This is a genomic window from Spirabiliibacterium falconis (assembly GCF_014885015.1).
Classification (GTDB): Bacteria; Pseudomonadota; Gammaproteobacteria; order Enterobacterales; family Pasteurellaceae; genus Spirabiliibacterium; species Spirabiliibacterium falconis.
In genome coordinates, this window is record NZ_JABMIJ010000008.1 from 65779 (window position 1) to 79406 (window position 13628).

Genomic DNA, 13628 nt, shown 5'->3' on the forward strand with positions numbered 1-13628 from the left:
TCACACATTAAATGACGATATGACGCTCGCTTTCGCTATACCCGACGCGCCAAAATGCGACGTGCCACATCGGGAGTGATATTGTGTTTTTCACCCAATGCCACTTGCCCATGTTTTTCCAATTGTGCGACAACGTCTTCAACCGCACTTTTGTCTAAGCCATGATATGACAAGCGGGTTTTCATGCCCATTTGTTGGAAAAATAATTCCGTTTGCGCAATCGCAGAGCTGACACGCTCTTCACTGGAGCCTGTGCGGATTCCCCACACATTTAGGGCATACTGCACTAATTTGTCGCGTTTTTGATCTTTTAATTCTGCCCACACACCAGGGAGCACAATACTGAGCGTTTGCGCGTGATCTAACCCATAAAGTGCGGTCAGTTCATGCCCAATTTGGTGGCTTGACCAATCTTGCGGCACGCCCACGCCAATCAAGCCATTCAGTGCTTGGGTGGCACACCACATCATATTCGCACGTAATTCAATATCATCAGGGCGTTGCATAATTTGTGGTCCTAGATCGCGTAGTGTGCGCAACAGACCTTCGGCATAAGCATCTTGCACCATCGCCCCCGTTGGGAAGGTTAAATATTGCTCCAACACATGAATAAACGCATCCACAATACCGTTAGCAACTTGGTGCATTGGCAAGGTCAGCGTTTTCGCTGGATCTAAAATCGAAAAGCGTGGATAAAGTGCGGTGTGGCGAAAGCCCTGCTTGATTTTCAATGCGTTACGGCTTACAACGCTCACATTATTCATCTCTGAGCCTGTGGCGGGCAACGTTAATACCGTTCCCAATGGCAATGCGTTTTCAATTACTGCACCACGTGATGTTACAATCTCCCACGGGTCTCCCTGAAAACACGCTGCCGCAGCGATAAATTTACTGCCATCTAAAACCGAGCCACCACCAACGGCAAGTAAAAAATCCAATTTTTCCCGTTGAACCATATCCACCGCACGCATTAAGGTGTCAAATTCAGGATTAGGTTCAATGCCGCCAAATTCCATTACCACTCGCTGACCAAGTGCGGTTTTAACTTCGTCAAGTGTACCTGTCCGTTTCGCACTGCCACCACCATAAAGCACCAAAACCCGTGCATTATCAGGTACAAGAGTGGCTAATTGTGCGATTTGCCCAACGCCAAAGACAATGCGGGTTGGGTTATAGTAATCAAATGTTAACATAATATCCTCTAACGTCGGCTAAGGGGTTGCATTTTAAAGCATAGATCATGCTCGACAACACGCAATAAAAAATCAATATTCGGGTGTGCGCCTGGCTGACGTTTGGCATCTTCAACGTGCTCTGCAAATAAAATTAAGCCAGCTTTTGCCGCCGTACTGTTCAGCTCTGTAAAACGTGCTGCAAGGGTGTTATATACTTTCAGCGAGCCCAGTTTTCCCTCTATTGCGGGAATGGAAAGCACGGTATTTCCCTCGTTATCTAATACAATCAGCCCATTGAGATGATCCACGCTGGCCAGTGTTGCCAATGTTTGTTGAAAATTCATATTATTCCTTCTCTAACCGCAGGGAAATATCCCCGATATGAACGCGTTGCAATTGCCCTTGCACTAAAATTATTGCTTCACCTGTGGTGCAATCAATGCCTTGATAAATCCCGTCAATCTGGCAATGGTCTTGGGTTAACCGCACTTTGCGATCCAAAAAACAATCAAACTGGGAAAAAGACTGCAATAATGCCTCGCCATTGCCTGCTTGGAATGCCCTAAAATCTGTTTTGAGCGCCGATACCAAGGCAACAAGTAACGCATTACGAGAGAGTTGAAGATGACTTTGCGCTAAACTCGCCCAAGGTTGCGTAATTGCACGGTTGTGCTCCTCTCCCATCGCTAAATTTAATCCTACCCCAATCACCAATTGTTGCTCGTGTGTAGTAAAGCGTTTCGATTCCACTAAAATGCCGCCGAGTTTTCGTCCATCAAGATAAATATCATTTGGCCATTTAAGCCCTATGTGTTGCACGCCAAGTTGAGTCAGCGTTTGGGCAATACAGCATGCAGTGATAAGGCTAAGCTGGGGGATTTTCGGCGCAAGATGGTGAAAATCCCAACGCAACGAAAAATACAGATTTTGAGCAAAAGGCGAGTGCCATACTCGCCCACGTCGCCCACGCCCCGCACTTTGATACTCCGCACTGCATAAGGTATTATGTTCACTTGCCTCACGCAAAAGGTAGGCATTGGTGGAGTCAAGCTGTGAAAATGTCAACACCGTCGTATCGCCAAGATGCTGTGCAAGGTAGGTCTTATCTAATAATTCGAACGATTGGCTAAGCTGCCAGTGCGAACCGCACTTTTTCAACCCCACCCCATATGTTTGCAATGTATCGACGACATCAGCGGGAATCGCGTGCGGTTTTCCATCTAATAATTGCGTTAAATATGCGTCCAACATTACCCACGCACCGCCTCAGCACCGTCTAGTTCCCCTTGTGCACCATAAAACCGCACTTCAGGCACCAATGCCACCGCAAATTTCGCCATCACCTGTTGATAGATAAACTGCGCTAATGCCAACACATCTTGCCCTGTTGCATTGCCTTGATTAACTAAAACCAGTGCTTGCTGACGATGCACCGCCGCACCGCCAACCTGCTTACCTTTCAAACCACATTGGTCGATCAACCAACCTGCCGCTAATTTAACTTGCCCATCCGCTTGCGGATAGGCTGGCATATCAGGAAAGCGTCGATGAAGTTTGTTATAATGGCTTGCACTAACGATAGGATTTTTAAAAAAACTCCCCGCATTACCAAGCTGTGCAGGGTCGGGCAATTTTGCTTGACGTATTGCACACACCTGTTCAAACACCACACGCGGTGTAATCGTTGCTGCATCCAATGTTTTTAAAGGACCGTACTGCAAGTGCGGTTGCCACTGTTTCGCCAGCTTAATACCAATGGCAACAATCGCAAACCCCGTGCGATATTGCTGTTTAAAAATGCTTTCACGATAACCAAACTGACATTGTGCCGCACTTAAGCGAAATACTGTGCCATTGTTTAAATCAAGGCAATCCACATAATCACACACCTGTGCAAATTCTACACCATACGCACCAATATTTTGAATTGGTGCACTGCCAGCACACCCTGGAATTAACGCTAAATTTTCTAGCCCGCCCATATTGCGATCAACACAGAACCGAACCAGCTCATGCCAATTCTCACCCGCATTAATGTGCAACAAGTAATGCTGTTCATCTTCACCCAAGGTAATGCCTTTAATTTGATTGCGTAGCACAACACCGTGAAAGTCTTGCAAAAACAGAACATCGCTACCTTCACCCAGCAACAGTTTTGGCTTATGCGCATAGGCAAGCCATGCTTGATACAACGCATCAGGCGTTGTGATGTCAATGATTTCACTGGCATTCACCGCAATACCAAATGTATGGAAAGGTTGTAAACTTTGCATAATGATCTTTTATTAGAAAATAAAAAGTGCGGTTTGACCGCACTTTGGCTTGTAATTAATGATCGTGTTTGCCACCACAGCAACCACCGTGATGGTGATGATGGTGATCGCCTCCGCAACACCCATCATGTTCGTGAGTATGCTCATGATGATGACCACAGCCACACCCGTGCCCTGCCTCATCACTGTCATGACCACCACAACAACCGCTACCTTCTTGATGAATATGACCGTGGGCAATTTCTTCCAAGGTGGCTTCACGCACGCTGACAACTTCCACATTAAATAGCAATTCTTGCCCAGCAAGCATATGATTGCCGTCCACTACGACATAATCATCGCCCACTTCGGTGATCACAACAGGCAATGGTCCAACGTCAGTATCGGCAATAAAGCGCATTCCTACTTCCAAGCCATCTACACCGACAAATACATCTTGTGGCACACGCTGCACGAGATTTTCGTTATATTCGCCATAACCCTCTTCAGGTTTCACGCGTACCTCGAATTTATCGCCCACACCGCGACCTTCAAGTGCATTTTCTAGCCCAATCACTAGATTATTATGCCCTTGTAAGTATTCTAATGGTTGATTAGCTGGTGCTTCATCCACCAAAATACCATCTTCGGTACGAACTTGGTAGGCAATGCCCGCCACAGTATTTTTTGCAATTTTCATAGGCTCTCCGCCAGTTGATATAATGTATTGCGATTATAACACGCAATCCGCTATTCCGTTAAATTAATCGTGGCACTGATGCCAAGATTCACATCCACTTCGCCGCTTTCAATAGTCATACTGTATGTTGCCATTTCAGCTGCATAGACTGCATTGGATGCTTTTGCCATATAAGGGCGAGGCATAGCACCTGAGTTTGACCCAATATTAAGATTTACGATGCGATAACCTTTCGCACCAAATTGATCCACGATGAACTCTGCTTTTTGCTTAAACGCAGCAATCGCCTCTGCGGTCATCTCTTTTTCTAGACTTTGGCGTTTTTGTGTGGATAGACTAAAGCTAATATCATCCACAGCAGCGATACCTGAAACTTGGCTAATAAGTTGGCTTAATTTATTAAAATCTTGGCTTTCAATGCGATATTGTGCACGGTCAATCCAGCCTTCTGTGCCAGATTTTTTATTATAATTCACATAGGTATTGCGACTTACGATACCTTTTGGTAAATCCAATTTTTTCGCCGCATTAACGGTTTGGTTGATTTTCTCATTGACACTCGCATTCAACGCTTTGAGATCTTTCCCTTTTTCTTCCACATACAGGGTAACTTGCATCACATCACGCTCAACTTGTCGCTGTGCTTTAACACTAAAACTGATATTTTGCACTACTGATTCGGCTTTGCCTGAATCGTGTGCTACCGCCAAAAGTGGGGTGGTACAAAGTGCGGTCAACGCAATTTTAGACCATCGTTTCATTGCTTACTCCTTATACCTGCAACCAAAATGTTACAGGTCCATCATTAATTAAACTGACTTGCATATCCGCGGCGAAAATACCGCTCTCTGTTTTGATCTGCTCACCTGCTTTGACACGAAAATAATCATAAAGTTTTTCTGCCATCTCTGGACTTGCTCCATTGGAAAAACTTGGTCGTAGTCCTTTTTTGGTCTCTGCCGCTAATGTGAACTGCGATACCACCAATAATGCACCACCAACGTGTTGCACATTCAGATTCATTTTGCCTGCGTCATCACTGAACACGCGATATGCGAGCACTTTTTTCAGTAATTGCTCTGCTTTCTGCTCATCATCGTCTTTTTCTACGCCCAACAGCACCAACAAGCCCTGTGCAATTTGCCCAACACATTGCTCATCAACGCTGACGCTGGCAGATTTAACGCGTTGAATCAGTGCTATCATTGCGCTCTCCTTGGTTATGATGTTGTAGCTCACTTAATGCTTGTTGTAGCTTTTCTTGCCGCACTTCATATTCACGGTTATTCGGCATTTCACCATTTTTAATCAAGCGTACATCTTCCAGCACAGCGGTCAATTGTGCACCGAGTAAGACCACCGTCCAGCTTAACTGAATCCAGAGTAACAAAATCGGCAAGGTAGCCATAGCACCATAAATAAGCTGATAAGATGGAAATGCTGCGATATACCAAGTAAATGCTCGCTTACCCAGCGTGAAAAAGATGGCTGCGATCAACGCCCCAATCATCGCATAACGCAAATTCACTTTGGTATTTGGCACTACCGTATAAATTAACGTAAACGCTAACCACGTCAGCAAAAAAGGAATAATACTCAGAAGATAGGTGCTGAAAGTGGCATTGCTGAACGCATCACTAGAAAAAATATAAGAACTGACGATTACGCTCACGCCCAAAAAAAGTGGCCCTAGCGTAAGGATCATCCAATACATCGAAAACGACACAAATAACGTGCGCGAATTGGTATTTGGCCAAATATCATTCAAAGTGCGGTCAATCGATGAGATCAACATCAACGCCACCACAATCAAACCAATGATCCCAATACCGCTCATTTTCTTTGAGTTTTCGACAAATTCATTAATATACTCTTGCACCACGCCGCCTGTTTCGGGTGCGAAATTACTAAAAATCATATTTTGCACTTCACCGCTCACCTCTTTAAATACAGGAAAAGCAGAAAAAATCGCAAGGCTAACCATCACCAATGGCACCAATGCTAACATTGTGCTATAGGTTAAATAACCTGCTGCCATATTGAGCTTATTCTCATTATAGCGATGCCAAAAAAGTTTCAAAAAAATTAAGGTATTTGAAGTGTAATGAGTCATGCGTTATTTTCCATTGTCACATCGAGCCAATTTTGCAGTAATTGCGCACCATATTCACTGATAAAAGATTCAGGGTGAAATTGCACCCCAAATAGGGGTAAAGTGCGGTGGCGTACCGCCATTAATACGTCATCTTGATCGTATGCACAGGCGATTAATTCTGGTGGCAAACTTTGCTGTGCAACCGCCCAAGAATGATAAAGCCCTATTTTAAAAGATTGTGGCAAATTTTTAAACAAAGGCGATGGCGCACACGGCTGAATGATCCCAACCTGCCCGTGGCGTACGCGATGTAAGTTATATAATCTTGCCCCAAAAAAATCACACAAGGTTTGATGCCCAAGACAGACACCCAAAATCACCTTATGCTGATAATATTGGCGTAAAAAAGCATACAATTGCGGGTAAGCTCGGGGCACATCTGGGCCAGGAGAGAGCAAAATATGGCTAAATGTGTCTAACGGTTGCCGCAATAACTGCTCCGTTTTGCACACCTGCAACTGTTCATACGACAACCGCTTTAGGAGATCCACTACGTTATAGGTAAATGAATCGTGATTATCCACAACCAATACACTCGCTGCCACAGTTTTATTTCCTTAACAAACTCGACATAACCAAAAGTGCGGTTTAAAACCGCACTTTTATCGTTATCGCTCAACTAATTGCGTTCGCTGACAAACCAACCGCGGATAAATTGAATGGAGAAGAATAACGTCAGCAACAGCACAAAATAGGCGACATAGCTCGCAATTGGCCAACCTGGTTTGGTGCCAGGCTCTACCGCTTTAATCGATACCATATTACGAAATTCATCAAACATCACAATCCGCCAGCCGTAGTATTTGATTTGTACCAATTTTTTCTCAGACGCAAACGTTGCCGCTTTCGCCTGCAAATCGGCAGAATTAAATTTAAAATAAAACGGAAATCCCCAGCGGGTATCTTCATTGCGATACACCATCACTTTATCCGTGCCAGGCTTTTGGGTATAGACATAATACACATCACGGGTTGGGCCATCGGCTGGATTGGCTTTGGTTATAGGGCCGTCTTTATCAACGCGTTTCACTTCCACGCCTGACACATTCGCCACTTGATAATGCGGAAAGAAAAAGTTGACACCTGCAAACAATACACCATGAACAAGCAAGGTCACAACGATAAAAAATAATGAAATAAAACGACGCATCAACAACTCCTTGGCTGACGATAAGGTAATATTTTTATCCTACCACACTTCCAGCAAAAACTAACGCACTTTACACTGAAACAGTCGCTCAAAATTGGCGGTGGTAATCTCCGCAAATTCTTCAACACTAATGCCTTTAAGTGTGGCAACATAATCACACACCTCACGCGTATAGGCTGGCTGATTTTGCTTCCCGCGATATGGCACGGGGGCTAAATACGGAGAATCTGTTTCCACCAGCAACCGCTCAAGAGGAACCGTTTCAATCACATCACGAATAGCTTGTGCATTACGAAAGGTAATAATCCCTGAAACAGAAATATAAAAGCCCAGTGCTAACGCTTGATCCGCCATCCATTGATTTTCCGTAAAACAGTGCAAAACCCCACCGCACTTTTGTGCTTGCCCTTCTTTTAAAATGGCGATCGTGTCTTCGCGTGCCTCACGGGTATGCACAATCAGTGGCTTGCTCAGTGCATTAGCCACCGCCACCTGCGCACTAAAAATGCGTTGTTGTTCGCTTTTGTTTTCGATACTGTAATGATAATCTAGCCCACATTCGCCGATGGCAACGACTTTGGCATTGCTCGCCAGTTGCACCAAACGGTCGTGATCAAAGGGCTCTTCTTCAATATTCAGTGGATGTACACCACAAGACAAAGAAACATTATCACGACGAGCAAGCTGCGGATATATCGCTTCAAAGCCAGATAACGTCGTGCCAATAGACAACACATGGCGTACATCACGTGCAGATGCTTTAGCTAACACATCATCAATATTATGATGTAATGTGTCATAATCAAGACTATCAAGATGACAATGGGAATCTACAATAAACACTTAAACCTCAAATACATCGGTAATTAATTTTGTCAGAAAATCCAGTAAAAGTAGCCCGCTATTAACGGCAGTAATGTCACGCAAATCACGACGCACAGAACGGGTTAATTGCTCAGCATGTAAAAAGTGCGGTGGTGTGTACTGTGCGACTAATCGCTTAATACCAGCGGTTAAATCACTATTCACCCAATGCTGTTCAATGCCTAAACCGCACTTTATGCAATCAACAAATACACTTTCCAACCACCCCAGTTGGGTATCTAAGAGTGCATGATCGGTCAACACAAATTGCGCCATAAACGGCATAATATCGCGCGTTTGAGAAAATGCCCAAAAGGCACGCAAAAACGACTTACGCACGGCTAACTGCTCACTTTCAATCAAAGTGTAAGCACGCAACGGACGATTTGCACTCAGTTTTAACGCCACTTCAGCCTGCTGTGCAGCAATGCCTTGGCTGGTTAACCATGCAACACCGGCATTCAATGCAGGTGCGGTCAGCGTCCAGACTTGGCAACGGCTATAAATAGTTGCCATAAGGGGTTGAGACATATCCGTTGCGAGCAAAAAGTATGTATTCGCACTCGGCTCTTCTAACGTTTTTAACAACGCATTTGCCGCGGATTCTGTCAATTTCTCTGCCTGCGGAATCACAACCACTTTATTGCCATCTTGCTGAGCATGATTTTGTAATTGCGTAATCACTTCCCGCACCTGATCCACGCTCACCGTTTTTCCTGCTTCACATGCTAAAAGATGCAGATCAGGATGATTGTTAGTGGTAACCAACATACAGTGATGACACTGTCCACAGCTATCAAGTGCGGGTTTTTCTCGACATAAAATGCCTTGTGCAATCTGTGTCAATAACTGTGCCACGCCCAGATCGGCTTCCGCTTTGCATAACAAGGCGTGATGACCATGTCCTTGTTGAAAAGTGCGGTCAATCTGTGCAAATGTTGCCTCAAGCCATGGATACATTATTTTGCCACCGTCGCAAGCCAACTGACAACCGCACTTTGTACATCAGAAGTGACTTTTTCAAGTGTCTGCCCTGCATCAATAAGCACCGCATTCGGATCAGCTGCCACCAATTCCAAATAACGTGCACGGGTGCGTTCAAAAAAGCTCAATTCTGCCCGTTCAATACGATCGAGCTCACCGCGTGAACGTGCCCGCATCAGCCCCAGTTCTGGCTTAATATCAAGATAAAGAGTTAAATCTGGTTTAAAATCGCCCAAAATTGCATTACGCAAACGCATAAGCAATTCGTGGTCAAACTGCCGCCCTCCCCCTTGATAGGCTTGTGATGACATATCATGGCGATCGCCTAATACCCATTTCCCAGCCTGTAATGCTGGCTGAATCACATTTTCAACCAACTGGATACGCGCGGCGTACAGCATCAATAACTCCGCCTTATCGGTAACCTGTTCATCATCAAGGCCGTATTTAATCAATGCACGTAATTTCTCTGCCAGTGGTGTGCCCCCTGGTTCACGGGTAAACACAATATCTTGCACACCCTGTGCCGATAATGCTTGCACAACTGCCTGACGAGCCGTCGTTTTGCCCGCGCCTTCAAGCCCTTCTAGAACAATAAATTTACCTTGTGGCGTTATCATGTTTTTGCTTCCGTAATAAAATTAAATACTGTTTCACTGCACGATTATGCTCACTTAAGGTTGCACTAAAGGTATGCCCCCCTTGCCCATTGGCAACAAAATATAACGCATGGGTTTTCGCAGGATGCGCCACCGCCTGCAATGAGGCTTCACTCGGCATCGCAATTGGCGTTGGCGGTAGTCCATCAATTTGGTACGTGTTATACGCCGTCGCTTCATTGAGGTCAGCCCGACGAATGTTACCTTGATAACGCTCACCCATACCGTAAATTACGGTCGGATCGGTTTGTAGCCGCATTTTTTTCCGCAAGCGATTAATAAATACCCCTGCAACCTGCGCTCGCTCAGCATCAAGTGCGGTTTCTTTTTCCACTATGGACGCCAGAATGAGCATTTCATAAGGTGTTTTTAGTGGTAAATTAGCGTCGCGATCACGCCATGCCACAGAAAGTGCGGTTTGCATTTTATCACTGGCACGCTTAAGTAGGACGGTTGCGCTGGAGTTCGCGGTGTAATGGTAAGTATCAGGATAAAACCAGCCTTCTAATTTAGCAGGGCTACTGTCTGGCAACGCCAGTGCCTGATAAAGTGCGGTTTCATCCGTGAATTGAGCGTCATGCGTCAGATAAGGCGCAGTTGCAAGCTCTGCCAGCACCTGACGAGCCGTATCGCCCTCACCGATACGCCATGCAAATTGTGCTTCTTTACCACTGGCAAGGCGTTGCAACAATTCGCTAAGATTATGCACCCCGTCCAAAGAGTAGGTACCGGCTTTTACCGCTGCAAGCTCTGGCTTCAATTTCAATAACAATGGAAAAAAAGGGCTTGGTTCTAGCAGCCCTTGCGCATGTAAATACGCACCGAGCTTTTTGCCCGTCGTGCCTTTTTCAATAGTGAGTAACTGCTCACTTTTAGCCTGAATCGGATACTGTGCTAACGCATTAATTTGCGAATAACCCCAAAATCCGATCGCCCCAACAACAAGCAGTAAAAGACCAAATAGCACACCCCATTTTTTCATTTCAATACCACACCTTAAAATACATACTGCAGTGCATAATTAACCACAAAACCACCGACTACAAGCCAGATAAACACTAAAAAGCCCAATACTAACGGCTTCGCTCCCGCTTGTTTAATCGCACCAATATGCGTGGTAACCCCAAGGGCTGCCATTGCCATCATCAATAAAATACCGTCAAGCTCCACTAAAAAGTGGACAACAGGCTCAGGCACAATCGGGTAAGAATTGAGTACGGCAACCAAAATAAAAAACACTGCAAACCACGGGATGTTGATTTTACGCTTGCCGCCGACCGCACTTTCTTTTGCCAACGCATACGAAAGCACTAACAAAAATGGAGCAAGCATCATGACACGAATCATTTTGGTGATCACTGCATCATCAGCAACCATTGGATTAATATTTCCCCCCGCAGCATATACTTGCGCCACTTCGTGCACACTAGAACCGATATAAATGCCAAACTGATGGTCACTGAGATAGTGTGTCATATACGGATATAGCAGAGGGTAAACAAACATAGCAATTGTGCCAAAAATCACCACAATAGCAATGGCGACCGCTACTTTACTGGATTCACCACGCACCACTGGCTCACTTGCCATTACTGCGGCTGCACCACAAATACTGCACCCCGCCGCACTGAGATAAACGATTTGCTTGTCGATTTTTAGCCATTTATAACCGAGATAAAACGTTAAAAAGAATGTGCTAATCAACATAATCGCATCGCTAGCAATGGCATTCAAGCCCACGGCATCAATTTGTTGAAACGTGATCCGAAAGCCATATAGCACAATACCCGCACGCAATAAAACGCCTTTAGCGAACGTAATTCCGCTATGACAACGTGTCGCAACACGTCCATATACCGTGTTGCCTATCACCATACCAAGCAAAATCGCAAACGTTAAGGCACTCATTCCAATGCTACTACCAACATGATTTGCATTAAGCCAAAATGCCAGTGCCGTAATCACGCCTGCCAGCAGCAGGCCAGGAGTATAATTGAGTATTTTATTTAACATTGTATTATCCATGATTGAGAACCGCACTTTCATCTTCATTTGCCAACACGGGAGCAAACCATTGATCGAGTTTAGCTGAAAGTGCGGTTACCCCCAATTTCTTCAAGCTCGAAAATGCCTCTACCTGCACATCACCTTGGAAAGGCAAAATAGCCTCTCGCACAAGTTTGATCTGTTTACTTCGCTCTTTTTGCCCTATTTTGTCTGCTTTGGTTAACAGCAACAATACAGGAAGTTCCGCACTCACCGCCCATTGCAGCATTTGTTGGTCGAGATCTTTTAGCGGGTGGCGAATATCCATTAAAATCACCACACCACCAAGACATTCCCGCTGCTGCAAATATTCCCCAAGTGCCTTTTGCCATTGGATTTTCATTTGCTCAGGCACGGCAGCGTAGCCGTAACCGGGTAAATCGACAATCTTGCAACCTGCTTCCACCTCGAACAAGTTAATTAATTGGGTACGCCCTGGCGTTTTTGACGTGCGTGCAAGATTTTTTTGATTCGTCAGCACATTAAGTGCGGTTGATTTACCCGCATTTGAACGCCCTGCAAAGGCGATTTCAATGCCATCATCTTCTGGCAAATGCCGAATATCAGGCGCGCTCATTAAAAAGTGGGTTTTATGATAATTTAATGCCATTGTGTCTCACTACTGCCTTATGATTGGCAGACATAGGTTAAAAAGGAAGCCAATTTTCGTGCACTACCTTGTACAAATTGTGCCCATTCATCTTGTGGCAACATAGCACGTTCGCGCTGAATATTCGCCTTATTTAGGCGTACTAGTTTATCATCTTTAAGCCACCAATGCCCCCAAAAGTGCGGTTTTCTAATACGTAAATCCAAATTTCTAATAGCAAATGTCAGCGAATGCTGCACTTTCAGGGGGTTATGTGCGATGTACGCTCGGCATAAATGTGCGTGCTCAAGAGTAAACTGTTCGATAAACCCCGCAGGCGAAATTTCATATAACGTCAATTGCGTAATTGCACGACTGTTGACCGCACTTAATATGACAGGCTGATGATTAATTTGTACTAAAATCTGATGCCCACCAAGGTGCTGTAATGGCAATATCTTACCATTAAGATGCGCAGCAATATGTGGCTTCTCGCCATGAAATTCAATGATGCGATCTTGCCCTTGCGTATCGACAAACGCCAGTTTACGCTCCCCCGTCGCCACACAGGCACTCAAACTTGCCGCCAAGAACGCAAACAAAACGGCTCGAATTATACGTTCCATTTTAATGAAACACCTTGCGAGCCATAACGATTGGGTTCATTTTTGCCCAAAAACACCCCCCAATCCAATAGAAAAAGGGTGATAAAAAATAGCGGGAAAAACCGCCCCAATGCCCACGCCATCGCACCGCTAGAATACTGGGATAGCACATAACCTAAAATCGGGAACGTGATCATCAATACCGCCCATCCTGACCGATTACGATCATGCAGGCGTTTGACGACCACCGCACAGAAACAAAAGAGGATCACCAACAACATCATCGAGGCTAAAAGTGCGGTGTGCGTTTGTGCAAATAGGGCGTTAAGCGGCAATACATTCGCAATGATCAATAACGCCAGTGCGCAAATGCTCACGCCCTGCCAAAATCCTGTACGGTTAAGCCTCCCATGAAATGAAAATAAAAGTTGCCACAATGTCATAAAAAT

18 protein-coding genes are annotated in these 13628 nt (G+C 45.0%); all 18 read right to left on the reverse strand.

Translation table 11 applies throughout. The features are described 5' to 3' along the window. Positions 1-35 precede the first annotated feature (35 nt). Entirely contained in the window at positions 36-1193 is a 1158-nt protein-coding gene (locus HPC40_RS05310; protein WP_208118452.1) for an iron-containing alcohol dehydrogenase, read from the reverse strand. An 8-nt stretch (positions 1194-1201) separates the two neighbouring features. Beyond that, the gene (locus HPC40_RS05315) at positions 1202-1519 is read right to left on the reverse strand and encodes a DUF2322 family protein (RefSeq protein WP_208118453.1); all 318 of its coding nucleotides are present in this window, start codon (positions 1517-1519) and stop codon (positions 1202-1204) included. 1 nt (position 1520) lies between these two features. Next, a complete protein-coding gene (locus HPC40_RS05320) occupies positions 1521-2426 on the reverse strand; it encodes a biotin--[acetyl-CoA-carboxylase] ligase (RefSeq protein WP_208118454.1) in 906 nt (301 codons plus the stop codon). After that, positions 2426-3448, reverse strand: coding sequence for a UDP-N-acetylmuramate dehydrogenase (murB, locus tag HPC40_RS05325; protein WP_208118455.1), 1023 nt, complete (start codon positions 3446-3448; stop codon positions 2426-2428). Before murB ends, HPC40_RS05320 begins: the two co-directional genes overlap by 1 nt. Before the next feature lie 55 nt (positions 3449-3503). Beyond that, a complete protein-coding gene (slyD, locus tag HPC40_RS05330) occupies positions 3504-4127 on the reverse strand; it encodes a peptidylprolyl isomerase (RefSeq protein WP_208118456.1) in 624 nt (207 codons plus the stop codon). Between the two features lie 50 nt (positions 4128-4177). Then, positions 4178-4888 (reverse strand): SIMPL domain-containing protein, encoded by a 711-nt coding sequence (locus HPC40_RS05335; protein ID WP_208118457.1) that lies wholly within the window; start codon positions 4886-4888, stop codon positions 4178-4180. 10 nt (positions 4889-4898) lie between these two features. Beyond that, a complete protein-coding gene (gene dtd, locus HPC40_RS05340; protein ID WP_208118458.1) occupies positions 4899-5333 on the reverse strand; it encodes a D-aminoacyl-tRNA deacylase in 435 nt (144 codons plus the stop codon). Next, positions 5308-6240: a virulence factor BrkB family protein gene (locus HPC40_RS05345; protein ID WP_208118459.1), complete on the reverse strand. Its 933-nt coding sequence runs from the start codon at positions 6238-6240 to the stop codon at positions 5308-5310. The genes dtd and HPC40_RS05345 overlap by 26 nt, the downstream gene beginning before the upstream one ends. Beyond that, a complete protein-coding gene (locus HPC40_RS05350; protein ID WP_208118460.1) occupies positions 6237-6827 on the reverse strand; it encodes an anthranilate synthase component II in 591 nt (196 codons plus the stop codon). Before HPC40_RS05350 ends, HPC40_RS05345 begins: the two co-directional genes overlap by 4 nt. A gap of 74 nt (positions 6828-6901) precedes the next feature. After that, positions 6902-7432 carry a DUF1523 family protein gene (locus HPC40_RS05355; protein WP_208118461.1) on the reverse strand — a complete coding sequence of 177 codons (531 nt, stop codon included), beginning with the start codon at positions 7430-7432 and terminating at the stop codon, positions 6902-6904. 60 nt (positions 7433-7492) lie between these two features. Beyond that, on the reverse strand, positions 7493-8275 hold the full coding sequence (locus HPC40_RS05360; RefSeq protein WP_208118462.1) for a YchF/TatD family DNA exonuclease: 783 nt from the start codon (positions 8273-8275) through the stop codon (positions 7493-7495). Further along, a complete protein-coding gene (gene holB / locus HPC40_RS05365; protein WP_208118463.1) occupies positions 8276-9256 on the reverse strand; it encodes a DNA polymerase III subunit delta' in 981 nt (326 codons plus the stop codon). Next, on the reverse strand, positions 9256-9900 hold the full coding sequence (gene tmk / locus HPC40_RS05370) for a dTMP kinase (RefSeq protein WP_208118464.1): 645 nt from the start codon (positions 9898-9900) through the stop codon (positions 9256-9258). Before tmk ends, holB begins: the two co-directional genes overlap by 1 nt. After that, positions 9881-10921, reverse strand: a complete 1041-nt coding sequence (mltG, locus tag HPC40_RS05375) for an endolytic transglycosylase MltG (protein ID WP_208118465.1) — start codon at positions 10919-10921, stop codon at positions 9881-9883. Before mltG ends, tmk begins: the two co-directional genes overlap by 20 nt. A gap of 14 nt (positions 10922-10935) precedes the next feature. Next, entirely contained in the window at positions 10936-11952 is a 1017-nt protein-coding gene (locus HPC40_RS05380) for a YeiH family putative sulfate export transporter (RefSeq protein WP_208118466.1), read from the reverse strand. Between the two features lie 4 nt (positions 11953-11956). Next, complete coding sequence (yihA, locus tag HPC40_RS05385) at positions 11957-12595, reverse strand: ribosome biogenesis GTP-binding protein YihA/YsxC (RefSeq protein WP_208118467.1); 639 nt, start codon at positions 12593-12595, stop codon at positions 11957-11959. Between the two features lie 17 nt (positions 12596-12612). Beyond that, on the reverse strand, positions 12613-13200 hold the full coding sequence (locus tag HPC40_RS05390; protein WP_208118468.1) for a hypothetical protein: 588 nt from the start codon (positions 13198-13200) through the stop codon (positions 12613-12615). Beyond that, complete coding sequence (locus tag HPC40_RS05395; RefSeq protein ID WP_208118469.1) at positions 13188-13622, reverse strand: DUF805 domain-containing protein; 435 nt, start codon at positions 13620-13622, stop codon at positions 13188-13190. The genes HPC40_RS05390 and HPC40_RS05395 overlap by 13 nt, the downstream gene beginning before the upstream one ends. Positions 13623-13628: the final 6 nt, after the last annotated feature.

What these genes read in the sequence shown, in the direction of transcription:
- tmk (WP_208118464.1), bottom strand. Translation starts at nt 9,900, where the DNA reads ATGATAACGCCACAAGGTAAATTTATTGTTCTAGAAGGGCTTGAAGGC.
- murB (WP_208118455.1), bottom strand. Translation starts at nt 3,448, where the DNA reads ATGCAAAGTTTACAACCTTTCCATACATTTGGTATTGCGGTGAATGCC.
- HPC40_RS05335 (WP_208118457.1), bottom strand. Translation starts at nt 4,888, where the DNA reads ATGAAACGATGGTCTAAAATTGCGTTGACCGCACTTTGTACCACCCCA.
- HPC40_RS05320 (WP_208118454.1), bottom strand. Translation starts at nt 2,426, where the DNA reads ATGTTGGACGCATATTTAACGCAATTATTAGATGGAAAACCGCACGCG.
- yihA (WP_208118467.1), bottom strand. Translation starts at nt 12,595, where the DNA reads ATGGCATTAAATTATCATAAAACCCACTTTTTAATGAGCGCGCCTGAT.
- HPC40_RS05315 (WP_208118453.1), bottom strand. Translation starts at nt 1,519, where the DNA reads ATGAATTTTCAACAAACATTGGCAACACTGGCCAGCGTGGATCATCTC.
- HPC40_RS05395 (WP_208118469.1), bottom strand. Translation starts at nt 13,622, where the DNA reads ATGACATTGTGGCAACTTTTATTTTCATTTCATGGGAGGCTTAACCGT.
- slyD (WP_208118456.1), bottom strand. Translation starts at nt 4,127, where the DNA reads ATGAAAATTGCAAAAAATACTGTGGCGGGCATTGCCTACCAAGTTCGT.
- HPC40_RS05310 (WP_208118452.1), bottom strand. Translation starts at nt 1,193, where the DNA reads ATGTTAACATTTGATTACTATAACCCAACCCGCATTGTCTTTGGCGTT.
- dtd (WP_208118458.1), bottom strand. Translation starts at nt 5,333, where the DNA reads ATGATAGCACTGATTCAACGCGTTAAATCTGCCAGCGTCAGCGTTGAT.
- HPC40_RS05380 (WP_208118466.1), bottom strand. Translation starts at nt 11,952, where the DNA reads ATGTTAAATAAAATACTCAATTATACTCCTGGCCTGCTGCTGGCAGGC.
- HPC40_RS05355 (WP_208118461.1), bottom strand. Translation starts at nt 7,432, where the DNA reads ATGCGTCGTTTTATTTCATTATTTTTTATCGTTGTGACCTTGCTTGTT.
- HPC40_RS05390 (WP_208118468.1), bottom strand. Translation starts at nt 13,200, where the DNA reads ATGGAACGTATAATTCGAGCCGTTTTGTTTGCGTTCTTGGCGGCAAGT.
- mltG (WP_208118465.1), bottom strand. Translation starts at nt 10,921, where the DNA reads ATGAAAAAATGGGGTGTGCTATTTGGTCTTTTACTGCTTGTTGTTGGG.
- holB (WP_208118463.1), bottom strand. Translation starts at nt 9,256, where the DNA reads ATGTATCCATGGCTTGAGGCAACATTTGCACAGATTGACCGCACTTTT.
- HPC40_RS05345 (WP_208118459.1), bottom strand. Translation starts at nt 6,240, where the DNA reads ATGACTCATTACACTTCAAATACCTTAATTTTTTTGAAACTTTTTTGG.